Source organism: Nonomuraea sp. B10E15, from assembly GCF_039871615.1.
Taxonomy (GTDB): domain Bacteria; phylum Actinomycetota; class Actinomycetes; order Streptosporangiales; family Streptosporangiaceae; genus Nonomuraea.
Window position 1 is genome coordinate 218,622 of sequence record NZ_JBDPMB010000007.1, and the last position, 24,157, is coordinate 242,778.

Consider the following 24,157-nt stretch of genomic DNA (forward strand, 5'->3'; position numbering starts at 1 on the left):
ATCCGTTGACCATTCGTTCAAGCGCAGGTCACAGTGGCGCGACACCCCGAGCACCGGAACAAGGAGTGCCTGTGACCACCCTCCACTACACGCGCCACATCCCGATCAGCGACGCCACCGACGTCCTCGTCGTGGGTGGCGGGCCCGCGGGCCTCGCGGCCGCGATCGCGGCCGCGCGGGCCGGAGCGTCCGTACGGATCGTCGAACGGTTCGGCTTCCTCGGCGGCAACCTGACCGCCGGGCTGGTCGGCCCGTGCATGACGTCGTTCTCGCTGGACGGGAGCACGCAGCTGATCCGCGGCGTCTTCGACGAGTTCGTCCGCAGGATGGAGGCCGCCGGTGGAGCGGTCCACCCCTCGCGCACCAGGGCGGGCAGCCAGTATTCCGGGTTCATGGTGTTCGGGCACGAAGCCGTCACGCCGTTCGACCCCGAGGTCGCCAAGCAGGTGGCGATGGAGATGTGCCTGGAGGCCGGGGTCCAGCTGCTGCTGCACAGCTTCGTCGCCGACACCGTGGTGGCGGACGGGCGGGTCACCGGCGTCGTCGTCGCGAACAAGAGCGGCCTGGCCGTGGTGCCCGCCACGGTCACCGTGGACTGCTCGGGCGACGGCGACGTCGCGGCACGCGGGGGCGCCGCCTACGCGTACGGGCGGGAGGGGGACGGCGAGGTGCAGCCGATGACGGTGTTCTTCCGGGTGTCGAACGTCGACGACGCCAAGGTCCAGGCCTACCAGGACGCGCACCCTGACGAGCTGTTCCCCTTCCAGGGCGTCGTCGAGCGCGCCCGGCGGGAGGGCCGGTTCCCTATCCCGCGCCGCGGGGTCCAGATGTTCAAGACGCTGGAGCCGGGCGTCTGGCGGGTCAACACGACGAGGGTGCTCGGCATGAACGGCACCGACGTCGGCGACCTGACCCGCGCCGAGGTGCTCGGCCGGCGGCAGGTGAGGCAGCTGATGGCGTTCTTCCACGAGAACCTGCCAGGCCTGGAGCGGGCCAAGCTGCTCGACACCGCCGCCACGGTCGGCGTGCGCGAGAGCAGACGTATCGTGGGGGAATACGTCCTGACCTTGGAGGATCTCGTCGACGGGAGGCATTTCGACGACGTCATCGCCGTGGCCGGCTACCCGGTCGACATCCACAGCCCGGTCAGCGGCGACGGGCCGTTCGAGGACGGCATCCCGCCGACCGCCAACATCTACGAGATCCCGTTCCGCAGCCTGCTCCCGGCGGAGCTCGACGGCGTGCTCGTGGCCGGCCGGTGCATCTCCGCGACCCACGAGGCGCTGGCCGCGGTGCGCGTGATGCCGCCCTCGTTCGCGATGGGCGAGGCCGCCGGGCTCGGCGCGGCGATGGCGGTCGCCGCCGGCGTCGCGCCGCGGCGGGTCGACGTGCCGGAGCTCCAGCAGCGGCTGCTCGACCAGGGCGCCTACCTCGGCCCGCACGCCGAGCGGCTCCCGGCCGCGAGCGGCCGGTCGGGAGGCGGGCGATGATCCGCCGGGTGGTCTCCGCGAGCACGATCGGGACCGCGCTCGAATGGTACGACTTCATGTTGTACGGCACCGCCGCCGCGCTCGTGTTCGGCAAGGTGTTCTTCCCCGAAGGCGACCCGCTCGCGGCGACGCTGGCCTCGCTCGGCACGTTCGCGGTCGGCTTCTTCGCCCGTCCCGTCGGCGGCCTGCTCTTCGGCCACCTCGGCGACCGTCACGGACGCCGGTTCGTGCTCGTCGTGACGTTGACGGTGATGGCCGTCTCCTCGACGGCGATCGGCCTGATCCCCGACTACGGTTCGATCGGCGTCGCCGCCCCGGTGCTGCTGGTCCTGCTGCGGGTGACGCAGGGGCTCGGCGCCGGCGCCGAGTACGCGGGCGGCGCGCTGATGGCCGCCGAGCACGCGCCTCCGGGCCGTCGCGGGCTGTTCGCCGCGATCCCGCCCACGGGCAACGCGCTCGGCGTCATCCTCGCCGCCCTGGTGTTCACCCCGTTCACGTGGCTGCCCGAGGACGCGTTCCTCAGCTGGGGCTGGCGCGTGCCGTTCCTCGTCAGCATCCTGATCCTGCCCGTCGGCCTCTACATCAGGTCACGGGTCGACGAGACGCCGGCGTTCACGGAGACCGTCGAGGCCGGCGACCGGAGCAGAGCGCCCCTCGTCGCGGTGTTGCGGGAGGCGCCGGGCTCGCTGCTGAAAAGCTTCCTGGTCAGCGTCGGGCCGAATGTCGCGACGTACATACCGAGCGTCTACGCGCTGTCGTACGTGACCGAGAACGTCGGCCTGGCGGCGGCGGTCGCCACCGGCGGCCTGCTCGTGGCCAACACGATCAAGCTCGTCACCCTGCCGCTGTCCGGCGCGCTGTCCGACCGGTTCGGGCGCAAGCCGGTGTTCATCGCCGGGGCCACGCTGTGCTCTGTCGCCGCGTTCCCGTTCTTCTGGTTGCTCGACACCGGGAACACGATGCTGGTCTGGCTCGCCATGGTCGTCGTGCTGACGTTCGCGAACGACCTGATGCTGGGCTCGCAGGCGTCGATGTTGCCGGAGCAGTTCCCGACCAGGATGCGGTTCACCGGAGTGGCGGCGGGCCGGGAGCTGGCCGCCGCCGCGGCGGGCGGCACCCTGCCGTTCATCGCGGCCTTCCTGACCGCGCGCACGCAGGGCACGTGGGCGATCTCAGCGCTGATGGTCGTCATGTGCGCCATCGCGATCGCCGGCGCGCTCGGGGTCAGGGACGGCCGCAGCATGCCCTTCCACGGCAGGGACGAGGAGGCGGGCGACGGCACGCCGGCCGCCGTCAGGCATACCGCTCCAACAGAACGTGGGCGGTGATCTCGTCGACGACGAGCTCGGTGACGTAACCGCCGGTGAGGGCCGCGTGCAGGGCGTCGACCTTGTGGTCGCCCGACACCGCGCAGATGCGGTGCTTCACCTGGCGGAACTGGTCGAGGTCGGGTCCGCTCGTCCTGGCGTTGAACCTGACGCCGTCGTGTGACCCGTCCGGCCGGTAGAACGAGGTGGCGATGTCGCCCACGGCGCCGTCCTCCGCGAGCGAGGCGAAGTCGGCCTCGTCGAGGAAATAGCCGCTCAGGTAGGGGCTGCTGGGCATCCCGCCGGTCACGGTGCCCAGGCTGAACAGCGCCGCGTCGGCGCTCTGCTGCAGCTCGACGACCCAGCGCACGCTCCGCTCGCGCAGCAGCAGCTCCTTGGTGTGCGGCGAGTCGAAGAACAGCGGCACCGGAAACTGCTGGACGTAGGCGCCGAACGCCGCCCCGAACGCGGACAACATGGCGCCCGCGTAGTGAGTGCCCGTCGTACGGGCGTTGCCGAGACCGTTCAGCTGCACGATCTGGCAGTTGGTGGTCTCCTTGGGCACCAGGCAGCGGCTGATCGCGTTGACCATCGTGCCCCACGAAACGGCGATGATCATGTCGGAGTCGAAGACCGAGGTGAGCAGCCGGGCCGTGTGGACGGCGCACCGTTCGAGCCGCTCCACCGTCGACGCGGTCGTGGGCACCGGCACCACGTGCGCCTGCACGTCATAGCGGCCGGTGAGCTCCGCCTCGCTCCGCGTCGACCGGGTGCGGGGCGGCATCACGCGGATCTCGACCAGGCCCACGTCGCGCGCGTAGGCGAGCAACCTGGACACGGTCGAGCGTGACGCGCCGAGCTCCCTGGCGATCGTGTCCATCGTCACGCCGTGCAGGTAGTACTTTCGCGCCGCCCACAGCGCGTCCTCCACGCGGTGGTCGACCGACGGGCGTTCACCTTCGACGGACATACGGCCTTCCTACAGGGGCAGGCCGCCGGTCGGCAAACGTCGCTCCAGGTGGGAGGGCGCACGCCGAGCAGCGCTGAACCATCGATACGTTCCGAGCGGTATCGTTGCCCCATGTCGAGGAGCTCCCCGCCGGAGGGGCGAGAGCTGACCCGCCAGCGGGTGGTCGAGGCCGCGGCCGGCCTCCTGGCCCGCGAGGGGCGCGAGGCGGTCACCACCCGCGCGGTCGCGGCGGCGGCCGGCGTGCAGCCCCCCGCGATCTACCGCCACTTCGCCGACATGGACGGCCTGCTCGACGCGGTGGCCGAGCACGGCTACGCCAGGTTCGTCGAGGACAAGCGGGCCATCCCCGCCCCCGACGACCCGGTCGAGGACCTGCGGGCGGGCTGGGACCTCGCCGTCGAGTTCGGGCTCACCAACCCGGCGCTCTACGCCATGATGTACGGCGAACCCCGGCGCGGCAGCGACTCGCCCGCGCATAAGGCCGGCATGGAGCTGCTCCTCGGGCGCGTCCGCCGCATCGCCGCCGCGGGCAGGCTCCGCGTCGACGAGGCGCTGGCCGCCGCCGTCATCCACGCCACCGCCCGCGGGGCCGTGCTCACCTGGCTGTCGCTGCCCGAGGACCGGCGCGACCGGGCCCTGCTGACCGCCATGCGCGAGTCCATGGTCACCGCCGTCACCACGGAGAAGCCGGCCGTACGCGACCCGGGCCCCGCAGGCGCGGCCCGGGCGCTGCGCGCCGCGCTGCCGCAGCAGAGCACGCTCAGCGAGGCGGAGCAGCACCTCCTCCGCGAGTGGCTCGACCGCCTGGCGGCCGGCGGGTAGGTCCCCGCGCCGCTCAGGCGCCCGGCAGGTGCTTGCGCACGACGGAGCTCAGCGGGGTGGGTTCGTGGCCCAGCAGGCCGGCCAGGGCCGGGTCGACGGTGGCGAACTCGCCGGCGCGGGCGGCGACGAAGATGTCGATCAGATGGCCCGCGTACTCGTCGGGCACGCCGTGCTCCGTCAGCCGCCGCCGGAACGCGTCGTCGGGCGCGACGGCCCTGGTGACGGCGCGGCCGGTCACGTCCCCGGCGATGCCGGCGATGTCGTCGAAGGTGAGCGCCCGGGCCGCGGTGAGCGGGGGAGTGGGGCCGTCGAAGCGGCCCTCGTCGGCCAGCACGGCGGCGGCCGCGTCGGCGAGGTCCTCGTGGGCGGTCCAGCTGACCGGCCCGTCGGCGGGGAGCACGATCTGGTCGGAGCGCATGGCCAGGCTGAGGAACCGCACCGCGCTGGCGGCGTAGAAGCCGTTGCGCAGCGAGGTGAACGGCACGCCGCACGCGCGCAGTGCCTCCTCGGTCGCGGCGTGGTCGCGGCAGGCCTGGAAGCGCGAGGAGGCGCCGGCGGCCATGTGGCTGGTGTAGAGGACGCGGCGGGCGCCCGCCGCGACGGCCGCGCCGATCGCGGCGCGGTGCCCTCGTACGGCCTCGTCGCCCAACGCGTCGATCGAGACGATCAGCACCTGGGTGGCGCCCTCGAAGGCGTGGGCGAGGCTGCCGGGGTCGGAGAAGTCGCCGTGCCGCACGCGTACGCCCTGGTCGGCGAAGGCCCGGGCCTTGCCGGGGTCGCGGACGCTGACACCGACCTGGGCGGCGGGGACGCGGGTGAGCAGCCGCTCGACGATCTGGCGCCCGAGCAGTCCGGTGGCGCCGGTCACGATGATCATGTCGCACTCCAGTGATCCGTTCCGATGAAAACGGATAAAGCGTATCACTGGTAATATCGATGGAATCAATAGTTCGTATCGCTGATATCGGCAGGGGTGGACAAGCTGCTCAGCAGGCGAAGCGCGTCGGCGGTGGCGGAGCCGGGCTCGACGTTGTAGACGCACAACGTCTGGTCGGGATCACCGGGAGGCTGGAAGGACTCGTACGAGAAGCAGAGCTCCCCGACCGTTGGGTGGTAGTAGCGCTTGGTGCCGTAGGTGCGGCGCAGGACACGGTGGTCGTTCCACCAGGTGGTGAACTCGGGACAGCGCAGGGTGAGCTCGCCCACGAGATCGGCCAGCCGCCGGTCGTTCGGATAGCGGCCCGCCTCGAAGCGCAGCATGGCGACGGTCTCGGCGGCGATCTGCGCCCAGTCACCCACGCGGTCGCGGGCGACCGGATCGAGCAGGTAGTAGCGGGCGAGATTGCGCTGCGTGGCCGGCAGAGCCTCGAAGTCGGTCAGCACCTCCCGCGCCAGCCGGTTCGCGGCCAGGATGTCGGTACGCCGCCCGGCCACGAACGCGGGCACGTGCTCCAGCGTCTGCAGCATGAGATACAGGCCCGGCCGCACCCGCTGCGGAGCCGCCGGCGCGCGGCGCGCGGACGCGGGCCGCGCCAGCAGGTCGACGAGGTGCTCGCGCTCGGCCGGGTCCAGCCGCAGGGCGCGCGCGAGAGCCTCGACGACCTCCGGGGACGGCGTACCGGCTCGGCCCTGTTCGAGCCGGGTGTAATACTCGGTGCTCATCCCGGCGAGGCGGGCGACCTCGTCGCGGCGCAGCCCCGGCACCCGCCGGGCACGACCGTCCTCCGGCAACCCCGCCCGCTCGGGGCTGATCCCGGCGCGCCGGGAGCGCAGGAAGCCGGCCAGTTCGCTCCTTCTGTCCATAGCACCATTGTCCTTTCGCTGCCCGGACAACATCCGCGCCCGGGTGGCCCTGTCCGTACCTGCCTCCCGCGTACCAGCCCGCTCAGGGCCTGGTCAGAGCCATTTCCGAGGGCTGCCGCGTGGTGTGCTGGGTATGGGCCCGATGGGGTCCGGTCCAGCCTTTCCGAAGGGGTTCATCATGTCCACGGAGACTTACGCCAAGCCGCTGACCGTACGAGCCGCCCAGGTCACCGAACCCGGCGGCGGGTTCAGCGTGGTCGAGCGCGAGCTGCCCGAGCCGCAGCCGGGCCACGTACGGCTCACGGTCGAGGCCTGCGGCGTCTGCCGGTCCGACGCGGGGTTCGTCAACGCGGGCTTCCCCAACGTGACCTTCCCGCTGGTGACCGGACACGAGATCGCCGGACGCGTCGAAGCGCTCGGCGACGGCGTCGACAACTGGAACGTCGGCGACCGGGTGGCCGTCGGCTGGTTCGGCGGCAACTGCGGCACGTGCCCGGCCTGCCGCCGGGGCGACTTCATCCACTGCGTCCGCATGCAGGTCCCCGGCTGGGCGTACCCGGGCGGCTACGCCGAGGCCGTGGTCGTACCCGTGTCCGCGCTGGCCCGCATCCCCGACGAGCTGAGCGCCGCCGAAGCCGCCCCCATGGGCTGCGCAGGCGTGACCACGTTCAACGCGCTGCGCCACAGCGCGGCAGGGCCAGGCGACCTCGTCGCCGTACTCGGCCTGGGCGGGCTCGGCCACCTCGGCGTGCAGTTCGCCGGCAAGCTCGGATTCGAGACCGTGGCCGTCGCGCGAGGCGCCTCCAAGGCCGAGGCGGCCAAGAACTTCGGCGCCCACCACTACATCGACAGCAACGCCGGCGACGTCGCCGGGCAACTGCAGGCCCTGGGCGGGGCGAAGGTCGTGCTCGCCACCGCGGCCAGCTCCGAGGCCATGAGCGCCGTCATCGACGGGCTCGACGACAACGGCGAACTCATCGTGCTCGGCGCCACCCCCGAACCCATCCAGGTCAGCCCGTTCCAGCTCATCTCATCCAGCAGAACCATCCACGGCCACCCGTCCGGCACGGCCAGCGACGTCGAGGAAACCCTGCACTTCGCCGCCCTGACCGGCGTCCGCGCCATGATCGAAACCCGCCCACTGGACGACGTCGCGGCCGCCTACGACCGCATGATGTCCGGCGAGGCCCGCTACCGCATGGTCCTCACCACCGGCAAGTAACCCGGGTCCTGTGGGGGAGCGGCAAGCACCGGCTTGCCGCTTCCCATCCAGTTGACCAGCTACGGGTCTGCTCGAAGATACGGTGCCCTCATGCTGCGACCTGGGTGAACCCGTCCTCATGATGAAAAGGGTCAGTGCCTTGTGCTGCGGCATGTCCAACCGGAGGGCCCGTATGTGCAGCTGCTCTACTAGGCATCGGATGGAAACCCGACGTGGATCGATTCCCTTCATGCTCTTGCGTGCGCACGATTGACGGGTGGGATGAATCCTGTCTCAGGAGGGTCGGACGAGGTGTCCATTTTTCCTGGATTCGGGTACCTATGCGGATGGGTGGCGGTAGCATCCCCGATGCGATCTGGTAGTGGATTGGGTGGTGATTGTGGTGGCTGAAACGGTCGGCCTTCGTATGAGCGGGGATTTTGCCGAACAGGAGCTCCGGTCGCTCTACGACTGGTTGATGAGAGACCTCGACGCTCTTGACTATATGGACATACGCCTGCAGTCGAAGGATCCGGAGCCCGGCGAGATGGGTGATACGCTCGATCTCATTGCTCTGGTTGTAACAAGCACATTGCAGTGGCCGGCGTTCATCGAGACACTATCGCAGTGGCGCAGAACACGGCGTCATCGTCCTCAGGTGACCATCGAGCGTGGGGAAACTACCGTCGTGGTATCTGAGGCAGAGTCGGAGCTCGTTGTCCAGATTCTCAGGGCTTTGGAGGATCACGATTGAGCCTGCCTGATCCCTTAACGTCGCGTGCCGTGCTGGTCGGCACGAGCGAGTACACCTATCTGAGCTCTCTCCCCGCCGTCGAGAACAACCTGAAGGCGGTGAGCAGTCTCCTGCAGCGAGCTGATCTGTGGGGTCTGCCGGCAGAGCACTGCACGGTTGTCCATAACCCCACATCGGTAGATGCAATGATGGATCCGTTGTGGCAGGCTCGCGAAGAAGCTAAAGACACCCTCATCGTTTATTTCGCTGGCCATGGATTGATGCATTCCGTGGAGAGCGACCTCTATCTCACTTTGGTTGATTCGCACAAAGATCGCATGTACAGCGCGGTGGCCTACGACACTGTGCGAAACGAGCTTCGGGCGAGTTTTGCACGACGCAAAATTGTCATCCTTGACTGCTGTTACAGCGGACTGGCGCTCGGGTTGATGGGCGCCGAGGACGCTACGGAGCGCGTAGCGAACAGTGCTAGCGTCGCTGGCACATACTTGATGACGGCGACGGCCGAGAACAAGACTGCACTCGGAGGGCTGGATACCCATACAGCTTTTACGGGCGAGCTGATTCAGCTCATCAGCGAAGGCATCCCAGGACAGCCTGAGTTCCTGGAGCTGGATACGATCTTCCAGCACGCCCGCGTGTCGCTGCGGGAAAAGGGTCTCCCAATTCCACAAAAGCGTGAGTCAAACCTCGCAGCCCACATCGCACTGGTACGTAATCGTGCACATAAGAGTCAAAAGCGCTTCGAAGTCAAAGAGTTCTATGGTCCCATCGAGGGCATCCAATCAGGGGCCATCTTCGAGAGCCGTCGGGCGTTGCATGATGCAGGCGTACACAGGCCGTTGCAGGCGGGCATCTGTGGCACTGCTGAGCGGGGTGGCGCGGAGTCCATCGTCGTTTCGGGTGGTTATAAGGACGATGAAGACTACGGGGATGTGATCATTTATACGGGCCATGGAGGTCGTGATCCTAATACCGGTGTGCAGGTCAAGGATCAGTCGGCGGACGATTCGGGTAACGCTGCTCTGATCAAGAGCATCATGACCGGCCTGCCAGTGCGGGTTATTCGAGGCGCTGGGGGTAACGAGAAGTTCTCGCCGCCCGCTGGATATAGCTACGACGGGCTCTATAAAGTGGCCGATTACTGGACCAAGCGTGGCGCTGATGGACCTACGGTGCTCCAATTCCGGCTTGAGCAGATAGACGATGGTGCTCCGAAGAAGAGAGCGCCCCATCTCAGTCGTAAGCTTCCCCCCGGGCGGCGGGAAGAGGTTGCTCCCGGCATCTATGCCGACAGGTTGCTGGCCACTGAACTTAAGCAGGTGTACGACCATTCCTGTCAGGTATGTGGCACCGTGCTTGAAGTGCCAGGCGGTCTGCGGATCGCCACAACAGTACACATTCGCGGGCTGGAACGGCCTCACTTGGGACCCGACGACAAAGCCAACATGCTGTGCCTCTGCCCTAATCACCGAAACCTTTTTAAGTATGGGGCGATCACCATTGAGGATGATTTCAGTGTAATAGATCGAACGGATGGCGAGCCGATCGGCAAGCTCATGCTGAAGCACGACATCGATCACGAGCACATTCAGTACCACCGTCAGCACCACACCCTCGGTCACCAAAGACTCGGCAACGAGTTGCGCTAACGAGAAGGCGAATGTTGCGCGCCTTTCTTGCAGGAGGGCGGCGATTGTGACCGAAACGTTCGAGCGCTGAACAGCTTCCGCACGGAGATCTCAGCGCGATGTCCCTATATCTCGTTCGATTCCGTGCACGGTCGCGACATTTGACGAGATGGGGGAAGATCGGGGCATGCCGATATCCATGCCATCCGCGGACCGGTGCCCGTTCTGCGACTACCTCGCCGGGCTGAGCCCCGCCTCCATCCTGGAACAGGGGGAGCAGGTCGCCATCCTGGTCACCCGCTGGCAGCGTGGGCAGGGGCACGTGCTGGTGATCCCGGTCGCTCACCGTCCGACGGTCATGGACGTGGCCCCGGCGGAGGAGCAGCAATTGATGAGCGCCGTACGGCGGGCGGCCCGAGCCATCGCAGCCGCCTACGACCCCGGGGGCATCGCCGTCTGGCAGAACAACGGTGCGCCCGCGCACCAGACCGTCCCCCATGTTCACTTCCATGTCGCCGGCACTCTGCCCGACGGCGGCACACGGTCGGGCGAGGTTCCTTGTCTCGAACTCGATGAGACCGACGGGATCGCCAAGCGCCTCAGCCAACACCTCTGAGTGAGGCCTGGTGATGACATTCCGTGGGCCCTGAAGCGGCGCCTTATCCCGAGAGGATGATCTGTTCGGGATCGCTATCGGTGCCCACAATCCGGTGATCTCGCGCCTGATCCCTTCTCCTTGTAGGTCGCTGACCTGGTGACGACGGCGTTGACCGAGAGCACGTTCGGCGTGAGCGCGTTGACGTCGTTGTAGCAGTCGATCCGTCGAGATCCGCTCGGCCCGCTGGGGTGTTCAGCTTTCTGCGGGTTCGGCTTCTGGCGGCGGGCTGACGAAGCTGCCGAGGTTCGGCACGGTGTAGATCAGGCCTTCTTCGCGCAGTTGGCGGATTGCCTTACGGATGGTGTCGCGAGCCACGCCGAACTCCTGCACGAGGCGAACTTCCGAGACGAGGTACTTGGGTGGGTACTCGCCACCTGCGATGCGGCTGCGGAGCACGTCGGCGATCTGCTGCCAGCGAGGGCGGTCCGGCTCGAAGTCAATCACAAACACTAAGGGTAGAAAGGGGGCGCCACGGGTCTTCATTCGCCTCTATGGATCTATCGGAACCCCTAGCTACCCCGTGGGGTCTATAGGGGTAGACAGGGGCCATATGGCTTCTACCCTCCCCGTATGGCAACTGCTGGCTACGACCTCGACGCCCTTCGCACTCGGTTCCCCGCCTGGTCGGTCTTCTGCAGCGACGCGGGCGTGTTCTACGCGACCCGGCGCGGTGTTCATCTCCGGAACGTCGACATCGACAAAGGGCTACGGCAGACGGTTTGTGCGGGCGACGCGGAGACGTTCGTGTCGCTGCTGGAGGACCAGGTCCGGATGGTGGTGCGGTCGTGAGCCGCCCGCCCTCGCATTTCGACTATCACGGCCTGCACGTGGCCGCGCCGAACGCGAATGCCGTCCGGGTGGACTGGGTTGTGCCCCAGAGCCGGGCTGTTCTGCTGCGGGTTCGCGAGCACACGTGCGGGTGCACGTACCCGATGTTCGAGCTCTGCGCGGGGGCGGGCTTGTCGTTCGTCCGTTTGATTCCCTCCGAGGATCCCGACGAGGTGAGGGAGAGTCCGTGGGTGCGTGCGCGCCTCGCCCGGGAGCTGTGGGTGCAGATCCTGACCGGTCAGGCGAGGTGACGGCCCCGGACGCGCACCTCGGCGTCCTACCTGGTGAACGGTCAGCGGCGAGGCTGCTGGTGATCGGCGACGTGCCGGTCGAAGAAGGACAGGGTTCGCTGCCAGGCGTCGTCCGCCGCCGGGCGTACGAGACCGTGACGGAGCGGGAACAGCGCGAGGCTCGCGATCGGGTGGTGGCCGTCGGTCATGAAAGAGTGACCGGCCTCGGGGTAGATCGTGACATCGTGGTCGACGCCGAGTGCCCGCAGGTGCTCTCGCAACCGTTCGCCGTGTGAGCGGAAGCCCCTGTCACGGCCGCCGTAGGAGGCCACGACCGGGCAGATCGAGGCCAGTTCCTCCTTGCGGCGTGGCACCGCGCCGTAGTTCACCGCCGCCGCCCGCACGCCGGGTGGCGCGCCGGCCGCGTAGGCCAGGGCGAAGCCCGCGCCCATGCAGAACCCGATCACGCCGAGCCTGCCGCCGTCGACCTCTTCGCGGCCCGCCAGCCATCGCCGGGTCGCGTCGATGTCGGCGGTGGGCCCGTCGAGCCGGCCCGTCGCGAGCTGGTGCATGACCCGGGTCAGGCACCTGATCCGGGATCCGTGGCTGTAGAGGTCGGGCAGGACCGCCACGTACCCGTGTTCGCCGAACCGTTCTGCCACCTCCAGCATGTCCGGTTCGACGCCGTAGATCTCGTGCACGACCACGACTCCTGGCCATCCTTGCGCGGGTGCGGCCCCTTCCGGCATCGCCACCGCCGCTGCCAGTGAACTGCCGTCCGCCAGCGGGATGCGCACGTTCTGCGTCATGGGACTCCTGTGATCGAATGAGGCTTCGGACGAGGTGACGTTCCCGCTCACGTACGTACCTTCTCGCTCCTGCGGGCCGTGAGCTGCTCGGCGTTGCGCAACAGGCGGTCCCGGGCCTGCTTCAACGCGGTGAACTTCGCCGGAAAGCGGTCGACCAGCTCCTTCTGGAACCGGGTCTCGGCCGCGGACCTGACGGTGACGTAGCCGGTGGTCCGCTTGCACCGGGCGTCGCTGACCGCGGCCGCGCGTTCCCTGGGGGAACTCGCGGCGGAGTCGAGCCGCCACGCCGGATCCTGCAAGGCCGCGAGCGGGTCGGGGTAGGTGAAGCCATGCGTTCTCATGCACCTGCTCCACGCCCGGGTCACCGCCACGACGGCCGGGTCGCTCTCGGAACGCACGACCGAGCGGGCGTTCAGCGCCGACAGCCACGCGAAATCCGCTTCCGGGACCCCGCCCCACAGCCGCTCTTCCGCCTCGCGCGCGCACGCATGGCCGGCTGCGGGGGCCGACGACGGGCGCACGAGCGGGCCGGGCACGTGGTAGCCGTGGCGTTCGGCATCCCCGACGTCCGTGATGCCGTACCGGCGCATGTTCCGCTCCAGCCGCACGCCGTGAGCCGGTGTCGAGCGCCGGCCCGCAGCCTCCGCGTCCTGCGCGGCTTCCGCACAGGAGTCTCGTGCGGCCTGTATCGCCACCGCGTCAGACGGGGTCAGCAGGTAGCCGTCGAAGGGCAGGGCGAAGCCCGGCGTTGGGGCGCTGCGCGAGAGAACCATCAAGGCGAGCGCGCCCAGAACGACGCCGGGCCACCGCTTGACCGCCACTAGCAATTGAACCTGACCGAGCTGGCCCGGTTGTCGCCGATCCCTTCGCGGCTGAGATTCGGCCGCTCCTGCCCCTTGAGGATGAACGTCGTGGCCGCGCCCGAATAGCCGGGATGCTGGTAGAGGGTGACCACGCAGTTGGTGTAGTTCTTGACCGAGCTGGCCTCGTTGTCCATTCCGTCGCTGGTGGCCCTGCCCTTGCGGTCGAGCCAGACGTTGTTCCGGAAATCCTTGTCGGAGGCGTAGAAGTTTCTCCAGTGATCGGTGTTCCCGGTGTTGTAGTTCGTGTTCTCATACAGGCAGAACGCCGTGTTCGCGCAGCTTCCGCCGGGTCCGGCGCTGGCCGGCGCCGGGCCCGTCACAGCGAGGGTCACCGTCGCGGCGGCGGCTCCCAGGATTACCCTGCTCCAGTTCCGAAGTGACACGTTTCCCCCAAGGTTGGCATGCGTAGGTGCTTCGCGATCGTCAATGCGGCGGCTGGCTCGATGCGTCGAGGGCGGCGGCCTGGACGGTCCCACCGGACAGCGTGCCGACGGTGATCAGCCCTCATTCTCTGAGGAGGATCGGGAGAAGTCGTTGACTCTGGGTCCACGCGCATTGGCGTTCGGTCGCGGGTCCGCCCGAACGGGGTTCGCGTGCGCGGATCGGCACCGGCCCGGTCGATTATGGTGAGCCCGTGGCTTCCCTCCAGCATCGCCGTGAGCAGCTCAAAGAGTTCCTGCGTGCCAAGCGGGAGGCGCTCTCGCCGGCCGCGGTCGGCTTTCCCGAGGGTGGGCGCCGCCGTACTCCCGGGCTGCGCAGGGAAGAGGTGGCCGTGCTCGCCGGGGTCGGGGTGTCCTGGTACACCTGGCTGGAGCAGGGGCGTGACATCAAGGTCTCGGACGCCGTGCTGGACGCGGTCGCTCGGGCGTTGCAGCTCGAGGAAGCCGAGCGGCGCCACCTTTACGTTCTGGCCGGGTTGAACCCGCCGGAGCCTGGCGGGCGGCCGGGCGCGCCGGCGAGCGGGCAACTGCGCGCGGTGCTGGATGCCTGGATGCCCAATCCGGCACACGTGCTCGACCGGCACTACAACCTGGTGGCGGCGAACGACGCGTCCAGATGGATCTTCGGATTCGACGACGACGTGGAGAACTGCATGGTCGCCTTCTTCACGCACGCCACCTACCGCAGCCGGTTCGCCGAATGGCACGAGTTCGCGCCGGACATGGTGGCCGACTTCCGCGCCGCCGCGGCACGTTATCCGGACGATCCGGCGTTCGGGCGGATCGCCGGGGAGCTGTCGGCGGCGAGCCCGGAGTTCGCCGAGCTCTGGGCACGTGCGGATGTCGGCTCCAGATCCCAGGGGATCAAGGCGATCAGCCACCCCGAGGCCGGTGACCTCACCTTCGAGTACAGCCTGTTCCGGCTGCCGGATCGCGCGGACCTCAACGTGGTGCTGCACACCCCTCACCCGGACACCGGCACCAAGGAGAAGGTGGAGCGCCTGTCGCTGTCAGCCAGGACCAGCTGACGCGGCCGCGTCAGCATTTTTCCAGATGACGGGAAGGCTCAGCCGCGCTCGACCTCGAGGACAAGCTTTCCCGTGGTGCCGCCGGACTCGATTCGCCGGTGCGCCTCCGCAGCCTGCTCCAGCGGCAGCGACTCGGTCCGTACCCTCAGTTCCCCGTTCGCGCCCGCGGTCACCGCCCGGTGCAACGCCCGACCCGCCTCCTCGGGGAAGGCGGCGGAGAAGGCGGCGAGGTTGAACCCGGCGACCGTCTTGTTGGCGAACCACAGTTCGTTGGCCGAGACCCCGGCGTCCTCGGCGCCGGACGCGTTGCCCATCACCACCAGCCGGCCCATGGGCGCCAGCAGGTCCAGTCCGGTACGGCGTGCCGTGCCGCCGATCATGTCGACCACGACGTCGAACCGGCCTGCCCCGGCCACCTCCTCACGCAGGACGACCTCGTCGTACCCGAACTCCTCGGCCAGCCGGATCTTGGCGGGGGTGCCGACGGCGCCCACCACGCGGCCCGCGCCGAGCAGCCGCGCGGCCTGGCCGAGCTGGCTGCCCACACCTCCGGCTGCGGCGTGGACGAGTACGCTCTCGCCCGGTTCGAGGCGGGCGACCCGGTCGAGTACGAGAAACGCCGTGGTGCTGTTGGACGGCAGCGCGGCCGCGAGCTCCAGCCCGAGGTCGCATCCGTCCAGTGGGACCACCAGGTCGGCGGAGGTGGTCACCACCTCGGCGTAGCCGCCGCCGTCGACGATCGTCAGCGCGGCGACCGGCTGTCCCGGGCGCAACCCTCGGATGCCGGGGCCGAGGGCTCGGATGTGGCCGGACACCTCGATGCCGGGGACGAACGGGAGCGGGACATCCACCACACCCCGCCGGTAGAGGATCTCGGCGAAGTTGGCACCGGCGTAGGCCACGTCGATGGAGACCTGCCCCGGCCCGGGCTCGGGGACCTCGATCTCGTCGAGACGGAGGACGTCGGCGGCGCCGAATTCGGGAATCGTGATTGCCTTCATGCCGTCCATCGTGCGGGGACGACTGCGAACCGGGCAGTGTCAGCTCATCCTGGGTGTGTCACCACCAGCATGGGTCAACGTCCGCGCTGCCCCGCGAGGGGATCCTCGTCCCGTGCCCATTTGGCCTCACCCACATCACTCAACCGGGTTGTCGGTCATGCGATGCTGCTGCGACACGCGTCCGGCGCGCGACGGCACAGGAGGGGCAGCCTGCTTGTCGCGTCCAGCACCACACGATCCCCTAGTGGCTCGTCGAGTCTGATGACGTCGCGGCCTGACTGGCCGGTGCCCGCGCACAGACCGGTGCCGTGATCGGGAACGTCGAGCCCCAGAACCACCACATCGGGCGCTTCACTGACTCGCAGTCTGACCTCGAGCGGCTTGCGGGTGCAGGACCCGTACTCGTAGTTCACCAGCAGCGTGCGTTCGTCGAGAACTTCGAAGTCTGAGACATCCTGGTCGCCTGAACGGTGGTTGCCGACCGCGCCTTCGACGGTGCCGGCTGCGTCCCGGTCGACCGCGACGTAGTCGATCGGGCCGGGCAGGTCCGAAAAGTACAGTCGCCACGCGGGCACGGTTGCCATCCCTCGGACGGTGTTGAGCCGCATGGTGGTGAAGGTCGCTCCAGTCAGGTGGTACGCCTCGTCGTCAGGGAAGGAGTACGCCTCAGGCCAGGGGGATAGAGCCGTCAGCGCTTCCCGCGGCCCGATCACGGGGGTCCGCATCACGGACCCGTCGTCCCAGCGGATCTGCGCCTCGGCCGGAGGAGCGGGGAGCTGGCGGGCCACAACCCAGCCGTACTCTTCGTCGTGCTGGATCTTCCTGAGCACCTGCGGCGGGATCACGCTCAATTCGTCGATCGGGACGAAACCCTTGTGCCAGATCTCGTCGGCACCGCTGGTCCGCCAGGTCCAGACGGCTTGTGCGGCGTGGTCTTCGAACGCGCGCGGTCCGATCAGAAGACGGCCGCCGCTGAGGAGCAGCACCACCGCCAGGAGAGTCGTGATCAAGCGCAGCATGTGGCGATCTTGGCAGGAGGTCGCCTCCTATGCCTACGGCTTCGGACGACCAAGAGCAACACGACTGCCGGCGCGGGCCTGATCCTGTGCCGGATTGCCGGTACGGGCGGAGGGCAGGGGGGCGGGATGCGTGCTCCACCCTCGCCCCGCGTCAGCCGGCCCGTGATGTTCCACCGCTGGTCCCGGATGACGTTCATCCACTGGCGCTACCGGCCGGAGCAGGTGCAGGCGCTCCTGCCGGCGCAGCTCGAGGTCGAGACCTTCGACGGGGCGGCGTGGGTGGGGCTCACGCCGTTCCTCATGCGCGGGGTCCGGGTGCCGGGTGTTCCCGCGTTGCCGTGGTTGTCCACGTTCCCGGAGACGAACGTGCGGACCTATGTGCGTGACGCGCGGGGACGTACGGGCGTCTGGTTCTTCTCGCTGGACGCCGGACGCCTGCCGGCCGCGCTCGGCGGGCGGATCGGCTACTGGCTGCCCTACTTCTGGTCTGACATGTCGGTGGACGTCAAGAACGGGCACACGCGTTACCGGTGCCGTCGGCGCTACCCCGGGCCGGCGGGCGCGCGGTGTGACGCGGAGGTGGAGACCGGTCTGCCTCTGGCGGAGCGGGAGCGCGACGAGCTCGCGTACTTTCTGACCGCCCGCTTCCGGCTGTTCAGCCTCGTGGGCGGCCGGTTGGCGGCGGCACGGGTGGAGCACCCGCCGTGGCCGCTGCACCACGCCTCCCTGCACGGCCTGGATCAGGACCTGGTGCAGGCCGCCGGGCTGCCCGCCCCTGAAGGGCGGCCCGTTCTCCACGCCTCTCCGGGGGTGCCGGTCAGGGTGGGGACGTGGAGCTGGTGAACGTGGGGGCCGGCGCGCGGAACGTGCGGCGGTAGGCGTCGGGCGGTACGCCGAGCGCGCGCTGGAAGTGGCGGCGCAGGGTCGTCGCCGTGCCCAGGCCCGCGGCCGAGGCGACGGTGTCGATGGTGTCGTCCGTGGTCTCCAGCAGCTCCTGCGCGCGGCGGATGCGCTGCATCAGCAGCCACTGCAGCGGGGTGGTGCCGGTCGCCGAGCGGAAGTGGCGGGTCAGGTGGCGCGAGCTCATGTTCGCCTGGCGGGCCAGGTCTCCCACGGTGAGGGGCTGGTCGAGCCGCCGCAGCACCCAAGGGAACAGCGCGGCCAGGGGGTGGCCGTCCTGGTCGGGCACCGGCGTGGTGACGAACTGGGCCTGGCCGCCGGCCCGGTGGGGCGGCACGACGAGGCGGCGGGCGACCACGTTGGCGATCGCCGAGCCGTGGTCGCGGCGGACCAGGTGCAGGCACAGGTCCATCGCGGCGGCCTTGCCGGCGGAGGTGAGCACGCTGCCGTTGTCGACGTAGAGCACGTCCGGGTCGACCTCCACCCGGGGATGGCGCGCGGCCAGCAGCTCGGCGTGGGCCCAGTGCGTGGTCGCGCGCAGCCCGTCCAGCAGGCCGGCGGCGGCGAGCACGAACGCCCCCGTGCACAGGGAGGCCACCCGCGCGCCCGCCTCGTGGGCCGCGCGCACCGCCTCGACCAGGTCGGCCGGCGGGTCCTCGCCGGCGTCCGCCAGGGCGGGAACGATCACCGTGGCGGAGCGGGCCAGCTCGTCAAGCCCGCTGTCCGGCTCCAGCAGGAACCGGCCGGCCCGTACGGCGTGCCTGCCGCACACCCTGAGGTCGTACCAGGGACCGGGGAGGGCGGCCGGGGCGGAGCCGAACACCTCGCAGGCCAGGGCCAGCTCGAAGTGGAGCATCCCGTCGGTGGCGGCGACCGCGACGGAGCGCGGGTCAGAGGTCATGTCGGGAATTGTACGGGTCATGTCGTTCCGGACACTGGCCCCCGACTGGCCGGCGGGGCCAGGATTCCGGAGGCGGATCACTTCGAGCACGTGGGAGCAGGCATGGGGTCGGGTCGGAACGTGGCGGTGTACGGCGCCTACGGGCACACCGGGCGGTTCGTCGTCGCGGAGTTGCGCGAGCGCGGGCACGTACCGCTGCTCCTCGGCCGCGACCGGGACAAGCTGCTGGCGATGGGCCAGCCATCCCTGACGCGGCAGGCGCCGGTCGGCGACCCGGGCTCGCTCGACCGCGCGCTGGGCGGCGCGGACATCGTGATCAACTGCGCCGGACCCTTCGCCTCGACCGCCGCCCCGCTGGTCGAGGCGGCGTTGCGGGCCGGCATCCCCTATGTCGACGTGGCGGCCGAGATCGAGGCGAACGCCGACACGTTCGCGCGCTTCGCGCAGCCCGCCCGCGACGCCGGCACCGTGGTGGTCCCGGCGATGGCCTTCTACGGCGGCCTCGGCGACCTGCTGGTCACCACCGCGATGGGCGACTGGACGGCGGCGGACGAGGTGCACGTCGCCTACGGCCTGAGCAGCTGGCACCCCACCGCGGGAACGCTCGCCGCCGGCGTGGTCTCGGCGGAACGGCGGGGTGGCCGCCGGGTCCGCTACACGGGCGGGCGGCTGGAGCACCACGACGACGCGCTGCCGACCCTGGAATGGCGGTTCCCGGCTCCGCTCGGCCCCCAGAACGTCATCGGGGACTTCACCATGGCCGACGTCGTCACCGTCCCCAGCCACCTGGCCGTCCCGGAGGTCCGTACCTACATGACCGCCAGGGCGGCCGCGGACCTGTTCGCTCCCGACGCCTCGCCGCCGGCCGCCGTCGACGAGCGCGGCCGCTCCGCGCAGACCTTCCTCGTCGACGTCGTCGTCCGCTCCGGCGGCGCGGAACGCCGCGCGGCCGCCGCCGGTCAGGACATCTACGCCATCACCGCGCCGCTCGCGGTGGAGGCCGCCGACCGCATCCTCACCGGCCGGACCAGGACCACCGGCGTCGCCTCCGCGGGGGCGGCCTTCGACGCCCCCGACTTCCTGCGCGCCCTGACCCCGCACCTGTCGCTGCAGGTGCCGCTCGGCCCACGCGGCTGACCGGTCCTGCCCTGACGCTCGCAGGATCTGCGCCGTGCACGGGTCGGCGAAGAAGGTGTGGCCCGCCGGCACGGGCGCAGCGCCTCGAGGCCCGCGCCGTTCCCGGTGGTCCAGTCCGCTCGTGACGTGGCTGCATCTGTGATGCGCGTCAGCGGCATTCGTGGTCTCATATCGTGAGTATTGATCGATTGAAGGGATTTCCGTGCGCACACGCAAGCTGGCGACCCTCCTGACCGGCGCGACCATCGCCGCCTCCGCGACGATGGTGGCGGCCGCCGCCCCGGCAGGCGCGGCCGGACCCTGCGGCAGCAGCTACACCCGGGTCGGCGTCTACGCCATTCACCACAAGGTAGACGGCAGCCGCACGGGCACGCTGGAGGTGCACTACAGCTCCAGCACGGGCAAGAACTGCGCCCTGACCTACGGCTACGGCAAGTACGCCAACACCAGGAGCTGGAAGGGCGTCATCATCTCGCGGGGCGACGGCAGCGGGAAGGACTCGGACGCCGGCGAGTTCACGCACTACGCAGGCCCGGTGTACGTCTCCGCGCCCAACCAGTGCATCGACGTCGAGGGGATCGTCCCGGACTGGAACTCGCGCAAGCTCAACAACGTTCACTGCGGCTGAACCCATCGCGACGGACGTGCGGGCGGACCTGCCACGTTCGTACGTGGCAGGTCCGCCGGCCTTACCGGTGACCGCCCGGGGCGAGCGAGCCGAGTTCGGCTGCCCGCCGCAGATCCTTCGGGCGGCCGATGGCGCGGCGCATCCGGATCAGATCGTCCAGGCAGGCGTAGCGGACGACCAGGCCGTCCGGGCCGGTCGCGGTGATCGCGCGGTCGAGGAAGTCCCGGACGCGAAGGCCGCCCCAGGGGAGCGCCGGGGTGCAGCAGTCGCCGCCGGCTCCCGGCGAGGTGAACTGCACCTTGGGGTGGAGGAAGGACTCCGGCCGCGTCGGTACGGGGTCGCCCGCTTCGTCGGAGAGCCGGGCCCCGACAGAGATGAAGGCGGCCGCCAAGGCGGGGGCGTGAGCCGGGACGCCGTCCCAGAGCAGGTCCAGATCGCCGGTCAGTTCGGTGGATCCGTGCATGATGCCGGCGACCTGCCCGATCACCACGATGTGGACGCCGTGGTGGTGGAGGGCTTCGAGCAGCGGGAAGGGGTCGAACCCGAGGGCGCCGTCCGTGCCGATCGTGCCGACGTCGTCGTCGGCGTCCTGGTGGCGGAGGCCGGTGCCCGCCCGGCCCAGGGCCAGCTCGCGGGTGCGGCGGGCGGCGGTGCGGAGTCGTTCCAGCGGTTCGTCGATCACCTGGCTCATGCAACACCCGGCCGCGCTCACGGCGCACGTGGATTTTCGCCGTGCCGCTCGTTCACGACCACACGCCGGTTCGTGCGGTGCCGCGCGCCCAGTCGGTGAAGTCGCGCGGTCTCCGGCCGAGCACCTCCCGCACGCCGTCGGAGAGGTACTCGGAGCGGTGGTTGCGGATCACCGCGAACAGGTCGCGCAGGGCCTCGGCCTCGGCCCGGGACGCGCCGTACCCGACCAGCTCGGCGACGTGCTCCGCGGGTTCGAGAGCGACGTACCGGATCTGCCGGCCGGTCGCGGCGGAGAGCTCGGCCGCGACCTCGGCCAGGGTGAGGGTACGCGGACCCGACAGCGAGTACGTCTGGCCCGCGTGCTTCTCGTCCAGCAGCGCGGTCACCGTCACGTCGGCGATGTCCTCGGTGTCGATCCACGGCTCGGCGCCGTCGCCGGCCGGCAACCGGAGCTCGCCGGCCACCACCTGCCCGTGCATGAAGTCCTCGCTGAGGTTCTGCATGAACCAGGCGGGCCGGACGATGGTCCAGGCGGCGCCGCTGTCCTTGACGGCGCTCTCCAGGTCGAGCTGGGCGTCGTAGACCGCGAAGTCGCGGCCGGGGCCGCCGACGCCGCGGCCGGACAGCACCACCACCCGGCGCAGGCCGTTCGCCGCCGCCTGCTGGACGAACCGTCCGGCCTGCGCGAGACCCGGCGGATCGACCGGCGGGGCCAGGTAGGCCGTGTCCATGCCGGCCGCCGCCGGGGTCCAGGTGCTCTCGTCGTACCAGTCGAACCGCTGCTCGCTCGATCGCGAGGCGAGCCGGATCGGGACGCCGCGCGCCCGCAGCCGCTCGGCGACGTGGCGGCCGGTCTTGCCCGCGCCGCCCAGGATGAGGATCGGTGTCGTTGTCATGATTCGAGTTCACCGCGAAAGGATGAGACGAACCATGGTCGAGAAGCGCATTTCCATGCGCGAGCGTCTCGGCTATGGCGCCCAGGGGCCGACGCCGGACACGTGTTCCACCTGGATCCGGCCGATGAGCGCCGTCGTGGACTCGCGGTTCGCGAAGGGGTAGCCGGTGCCGAGGTAGCGCTGGGCCTGCCGGTCCATGAAGGCAGCGAAGCGCTCGGGGATGCCGGGGCCTTCGAAGGTCACGGTGCCGCGGACGATCAGGTGCTGCCGTAGGCCGTGCTCCGAATCCCGGTCGTCCTCGATCAGCACCGTGACGCGCGGGTCGCGCCGCAGGTTGCGGACCTTGACACGATGTTGCTCGACGCCGAACACCAGGTGATCGCCGTCCTTGGAGATCCACATGAGGCTGACCTGGGGCGATCCGTCAGCATTTATGGTCACAAATGTGGCACACCGGTCGGCTTCGAGAAGTCGATCCGCGGCGGGCGAGAGCTTCTGCGTCGTCATGAGGCGCACGATAGCCAGCCCCATGGGAACCAACGAGTACCTTAGGAACCGTGGGTGACTTTGACGGGCCGGGGGATGTGTTCCTGGCCGACTGCCCGGCCCGCCTGGCGGTGGAGGTGATCGCCGACAAGTGGTCGGTCGTCGTGCTGTACGCGCTCAGCCGCGGCCCGCGCCGGCACGGTGAGCTGGTCGAGCTGATCGGCGGCATCTCCAGGAAGATGCTGACCCAGACCCTGCGCCGGCTGCAGAACTACGGGCTGGTCGGCCGGCGGGCCTACGCGGAGGTGCCGCCGCGGGTCGAGTACGAGCTGACCGAGCTCGGCGAGACGTTGATCGACCCGATAGCGATCCTGACGCGGTGGGCCGAGCATCACGGGGACGCGATCCTGGCCGCTCAGCCCGAGTGACCGTGACGCGGGTCAGCGGTGGGCGCGGCGGGCCAGGGCCTGGCCGGCGGGCAGGTCGCCGACGAAGGCCCTGAGGAAGGCGAAGACCTGTTCGAGATCGCGGCCTCCGGCTGCGGCGTCGATCGACTGGTAGAGCCTCTCCTCGATCTCGGCGACCTGTCGTACGAGCTCGGCCCCCTCTTCGGTGAGCGACAGGTCGATGTGGCGGCGGTCGTGGGCCGCCACGTCACGCCTGACCAGGCCGAGCGTGACCAGGCGATCCACGAGCCTGCTCGGGCTGTTGCCGCTCTCGCAGACCAGGAGTTCGCCGAGGCCGTTGAGCGTCAGCGGGCCGTGCTCCCGCAGGACGCGGATCACCTCGGCCTGGGAGGGGGTGATGCCGAGCGGCCGCAGGGCCTGGCCGAGCATCCGGTTGCCCTCGCGCTGCGCGGCCAGGATCAGGTATCTGAGCTCCTCAGCGGGCCGCACGGGTCAGCTCGCGGTCGCGGGTCGTCTTGGTCAGGAACGTCTCGACGGCGCGGGCGTAGGTTTCGGGATGCGTGAAGCGGAACATGTGCCCGGTCCGGTCCAGCACGATCTCGCGGGCGCCGGCGATTCCGGTGCGCATGGTCTGCGCCGCCTGCTCGCCGATCAGCTTGTCGTGCGACGGCGTGATGATCAGGGTGGGGACGCCTACCCTGTCGAGACGGTCGGTGTAGTCGGCGGTGAGCGCCGCGCTGACGCGGGCTCCGAACGACGGGGCCGGGGTGTTGTCCAGGAACAACCGGCGGCTGTCGGCCTGGCTCCAGGGGATCTGGCCCGCACGGTCGTGGGGTGAGGCCAGCCGGTGGGCGTGCGCGCGCAGCGCCAGCTGCCGGTAGGGGCCGCCGCGCAGCCTGCCCATGCCCCGCATGGCGCTCCTCCAGATCGGGGAGGAGACGGGGTTGGCCGCGAAGCCGCCCGACATCACCAGGGCGCGCAGCCCGGTCGGCCGGCGGACGGCCAGCGCCAGCGCGATGTTGGCTCCGAAGGAGTCTCCGACCAGCACGTAGTCGTCCAGGTCCGCGACGTGGGCCGCGGCGGCGTCGGCGTAGGCCTCCATGTCGGCCACGCCTTCGGGGAGCCTGAAGGTGCGCTGCGGGCGATGGGCCAGGGGGGTGAGCTGCGCGAGATCCCATGGAGCGCCGGAGAAGCAGGGGATGAAGACCAGGGTCGGTTCGTTTGTCATGCTGATAGATTACACGACATATATGTCGTG

29 protein-coding genes are annotated in these 24,157 nt (G+C 69.7%); 14 read left to right on the forward strand and 15 right to left on the reverse strand.

Annotation, left to right across the window (positions count from 1 at the left end; all coding sequences use genetic code 11):
- Positions 1–71 precede the first annotated feature (71 nt).
- Complete coding sequence (locus tag ABGB14_RS22345) at positions 72–1,490, forward strand: FAD-dependent oxidoreductase (protein ID WP_347645748.1); 1,419 nt, start codon at positions 72–74, stop codon at positions 1,488–1,490.
- The gene (locus ABGB14_RS22350; RefSeq protein ID WP_347645749.1) at positions 1,487–2,818 is read left to right on the forward strand and encodes an MFS transporter; all 1,332 of its coding nucleotides are present in this window, start codon (positions 1,487–1,489) and stop codon (positions 2,816–2,818) included. The genes ABGB14_RS22345 and ABGB14_RS22350 overlap by 4 nt, the downstream gene beginning before the upstream one ends.
- Here the strand turns inward: ABGB14_RS22350 and ABGB14_RS22355 are convergent.
- The gene (locus tag ABGB14_RS22355) at positions 2,784–3,767 is read right to left on the reverse strand and encodes a sugar-binding domain-containing protein (RefSeq protein ID WP_347645750.1); all 984 of its coding nucleotides are present in this window, start codon (positions 3,765–3,767) and stop codon (positions 2,784–2,786) included. The two genes, ABGB14_RS22350 and ABGB14_RS22355, sit on opposite strands and share 35 nt — an antisense overlap.
- 111 nt (positions 3,768–3,878) lie before the next feature.
- Here ABGB14_RS22355 and ABGB14_RS22360 point away from each other — a divergent pair, with 111 nt between their 5' ends.
- On the forward strand, positions 3,879–4,589 hold the full coding sequence (locus ABGB14_RS22360; protein ID WP_347645751.1) for a TetR/AcrR family transcriptional regulator: 711 nt from the start codon (positions 3,879–3,881) through the stop codon (positions 4,587–4,589).
- A 13-nt stretch (positions 4,590–4,602) separates the two neighbouring features.
- Here the strand turns inward: ABGB14_RS22360 and ABGB14_RS22365 are convergent, their stop codons facing one another.
- Positions 4,603–5,466 (reverse strand): NmrA family NAD(P)-binding protein, encoded by an 864-nt coding sequence (locus ABGB14_RS22365; protein WP_347645752.1) that lies wholly within the window; start codon positions 5,464–5,466, stop codon positions 4,603–4,605.
- A 65-nt stretch (positions 5,467–5,531) separates the two neighbouring features.
- Positions 5,532–6,392, reverse strand: coding sequence for a helix-turn-helix transcriptional regulator (locus ABGB14_RS22370; RefSeq protein WP_347645753.1), 861 nt, complete (start codon positions 6,390–6,392; stop codon positions 5,532–5,534).
- Between the two features lie 178 nt (positions 6,393–6,570).
- Between ABGB14_RS22370 and ABGB14_RS22375 the strand changes: the two genes are divergently transcribed.
- From ABGB14_RS22375 to ABGB14_RS22390, 4 genes are all read left to right on the forward strand, one after another.
- On the forward strand, positions 6,571–7,614 hold the full coding sequence (locus tag ABGB14_RS22375) for an alcohol dehydrogenase (RefSeq protein ID WP_347645754.1): 1,044 nt from the start codon (positions 6,571–6,573) through the stop codon (positions 7,612–7,614).
- Positions 7,615–7,975: 361 nt separating this feature from the next.
- Positions 7,976–8,347, forward strand: a complete 372-nt coding sequence (locus ABGB14_RS22380; protein ID WP_347645755.1) for a hypothetical protein — start codon at positions 7,976–7,978, stop codon at positions 8,345–8,347.
- Positions 8,348–8,376: 29 nt separating this feature from the next.
- A complete protein-coding gene (locus tag ABGB14_RS22385; protein WP_347645756.1) occupies positions 8,377–9,999 on the forward strand; it encodes a YDG/SRA domain-containing protein in 1,623 nt (540 codons plus the stop codon).
- A gap of 178 nt (positions 10,000–10,177) precedes the next feature.
- Entirely contained in the window at positions 10,178–10,594 is a 417-nt protein-coding gene (locus ABGB14_RS22390; RefSeq protein ID WP_347645757.1) for an HIT family protein, read from the forward strand.
- Between the two features lie 234 nt (positions 10,595–10,828).
- Here ABGB14_RS22390 and ABGB14_RS22395 read toward each other — a convergent pair whose 3' ends face one another.
- Positions 10,829–11,080 (reverse strand): winged helix-turn-helix domain-containing protein, encoded by a 252-nt coding sequence (locus ABGB14_RS22395; RefSeq protein ID WP_347645758.1) that lies wholly within the window; start codon positions 11,078–11,080, stop codon positions 10,829–10,831.
- A gap of 126 nt (positions 11,081–11,206) precedes the next feature.
- Between ABGB14_RS22395 and ABGB14_RS22400 the strand changes: the two genes are divergently transcribed.
- Positions 11,207–11,425: a hypothetical protein gene (locus ABGB14_RS22400; protein ID WP_347645759.1), complete on the forward strand. Its 219-nt coding sequence runs from the start codon at positions 11,207–11,209 to the stop codon at positions 11,423–11,425.
- Positions 11,422–11,715, forward strand: a complete 294-nt coding sequence (locus ABGB14_RS22405; protein WP_347645760.1) for a hypothetical protein — start codon at positions 11,422–11,424, stop codon at positions 11,713–11,715. The genes ABGB14_RS22400 and ABGB14_RS22405 overlap by 4 nt, the downstream gene beginning before the upstream one ends.
- 41 nt (positions 11,716–11,756) lie before the next feature.
- Here ABGB14_RS22405 and ABGB14_RS22410 read toward each other — a convergent pair whose 3' ends face one another.
- The 3 genes from ABGB14_RS22410 to ABGB14_RS22420 are packed head-to-tail and all read right to left on the reverse strand — an operon-like array spanning position 11,757 to position 13,698.
- Complete coding sequence (locus ABGB14_RS22410; protein WP_347645761.1) at positions 11,757–12,503, reverse strand: dienelactone hydrolase family protein; 747 nt, start codon at positions 12,501–12,503, stop codon at positions 11,757–11,759.
- A 47-nt stretch (positions 12,504–12,550) separates the two neighbouring features.
- Complete coding sequence (locus tag ABGB14_RS22415) at positions 12,551–13,324, reverse strand: hypothetical protein (protein ID WP_347645762.1); 774 nt, start codon at positions 13,322–13,324, stop codon at positions 12,551–12,553.
- Positions 13,324–13,698: a peptidase inhibitor family I36 protein gene (locus tag ABGB14_RS22420; protein WP_347645763.1), complete on the reverse strand. Its 375-nt coding sequence runs from the start codon at positions 13,696–13,698 to the stop codon at positions 13,324–13,326. The genes ABGB14_RS22415 and ABGB14_RS22420 overlap by 1 nt, the downstream gene beginning before the upstream one ends.
- 302 nt (positions 13,699–14,000) lie before the next feature.
- Here ABGB14_RS22420 and ABGB14_RS22425 point away from each other — a divergent pair, with 302 nt between their 5' ends.
- A complete protein-coding gene (locus tag ABGB14_RS22425) occupies positions 14,001–14,834 on the forward strand; it encodes a helix-turn-helix transcriptional regulator (RefSeq protein ID WP_347645764.1) in 834 nt (277 codons plus the stop codon).
- A 38-nt stretch (positions 14,835–14,872) separates the two neighbouring features.
- Here the strand turns inward: ABGB14_RS22425 and ABGB14_RS22430 are convergent, their stop codons facing one another.
- Both ABGB14_RS22430 and ABGB14_RS22435 read right to left on the reverse strand, forming a co-directional pair.
- Entirely contained in the window at positions 14,873–15,835 is a 963-nt protein-coding gene (locus tag ABGB14_RS22430) for a zinc-binding dehydrogenase (RefSeq protein WP_347645765.1), read from the reverse strand.
- A 155-nt stretch (positions 15,836–15,990) separates the two neighbouring features.
- Positions 15,991–16,854 (reverse strand): hypothetical protein, encoded by an 864-nt coding sequence (locus ABGB14_RS22435; RefSeq protein WP_347645766.1) that lies wholly within the window; start codon positions 16,852–16,854, stop codon positions 15,991–15,993.
- Positions 16,855–16,980: 126 nt separating this feature from the next.
- Between ABGB14_RS22435 and ABGB14_RS22440 the strand changes: the two genes are divergently transcribed.
- Positions 16,981–17,697, forward strand: coding sequence for a DUF2071 domain-containing protein (locus tag ABGB14_RS22440; RefSeq protein ID WP_347645767.1), 717 nt, complete (start codon positions 16,981–16,983; stop codon positions 17,695–17,697).
- On the opposite strand, the gene ABGB14_RS22445 is transcribed toward ABGB14_RS22440, so the two are convergent.
- Positions 17,672–18,655: a helix-turn-helix domain-containing protein gene (locus tag ABGB14_RS22445; RefSeq protein WP_347645768.1), complete on the reverse strand. Its 984-nt coding sequence runs from the start codon at positions 18,653–18,655 to the stop codon at positions 17,672–17,674. The genes ABGB14_RS22440 and ABGB14_RS22445 overlap by 26 nt on opposite strands.
- Before the next feature lie 102 nt (positions 18,656–18,757).
- Here ABGB14_RS22445 and ABGB14_RS22450 point away from each other — a divergent pair, with 102 nt between their 5' ends.
- Positions 18,758–19,792, forward strand: a complete 1,035-nt coding sequence (locus tag ABGB14_RS22450; RefSeq protein WP_347645769.1) for a saccharopine dehydrogenase NADP-binding domain-containing protein — start codon at positions 18,758–18,760, stop codon at positions 19,790–19,792.
- Between the two features lie 202 nt (positions 19,793–19,994).
- Complete coding sequence (locus ABGB14_RS22455; protein WP_347645770.1) at positions 19,995–20,420, forward strand: hypothetical protein; 426 nt, start codon at positions 19,995–19,997, stop codon at positions 20,418–20,420.
- A 61-nt stretch (positions 20,421–20,481) separates the two neighbouring features.
- On the opposite strand, the gene ABGB14_RS22460 is transcribed toward ABGB14_RS22455, so the two are convergent.
- The 3 genes from ABGB14_RS22460 to ABGB14_RS22470 form a co-directional block, all read right to left on the reverse strand.
- A complete protein-coding gene (locus ABGB14_RS22460) occupies positions 20,482–21,111 on the reverse strand; it encodes a hypothetical protein (protein ID WP_347645772.1) in 630 nt (209 codons plus the stop codon).
- Positions 21,112–21,163: 52 nt separating this feature from the next.
- Entirely contained in the window at positions 21,164–22,006 is an 843-nt protein-coding gene (locus ABGB14_RS22465; protein ID WP_347645773.1) for an NAD(P)H-binding protein, read from the reverse strand.
- A gap of 72 nt (positions 22,007–22,078) precedes the next feature.
- Positions 22,079–22,513: a TIGR03618 family F420-dependent PPOX class oxidoreductase gene (locus tag ABGB14_RS22470; RefSeq protein WP_347645774.1), complete on the reverse strand. Its 435-nt coding sequence runs from the start codon at positions 22,511–22,513 to the stop codon at positions 22,079–22,081.
- A 50-nt stretch (positions 22,514–22,563) separates the two neighbouring features.
- On the opposite strand from ABGB14_RS22470, the gene ABGB14_RS22475 reads away from it, so the two are divergent.
- A complete protein-coding gene (locus ABGB14_RS22475; protein WP_347645775.1) occupies positions 22,564–22,920 on the forward strand; it encodes a helix-turn-helix domain-containing protein in 357 nt (118 codons plus the stop codon).
- A gap of 12 nt (positions 22,921–22,932) precedes the next feature.
- On the opposite strand, the gene ABGB14_RS22480 is transcribed toward ABGB14_RS22475, so the two are convergent.
- On the reverse strand, positions 22,933–23,388 hold the full coding sequence (locus ABGB14_RS22480; RefSeq protein ID WP_347645776.1) for a MarR family transcriptional regulator: 456 nt from the start codon (positions 23,386–23,388) through the stop codon (positions 22,933–22,935).
- Positions 23,375–24,127, reverse strand: a complete 753-nt coding sequence (locus ABGB14_RS22485; RefSeq protein WP_347645777.1) for an alpha/beta hydrolase — start codon at positions 24,125–24,127, stop codon at positions 23,375–23,377. The genes ABGB14_RS22480 and ABGB14_RS22485 overlap by 14 nt, the downstream gene beginning before the upstream one ends.
- Positions 24,128–24,157 lie beyond the last annotated feature (30 nt).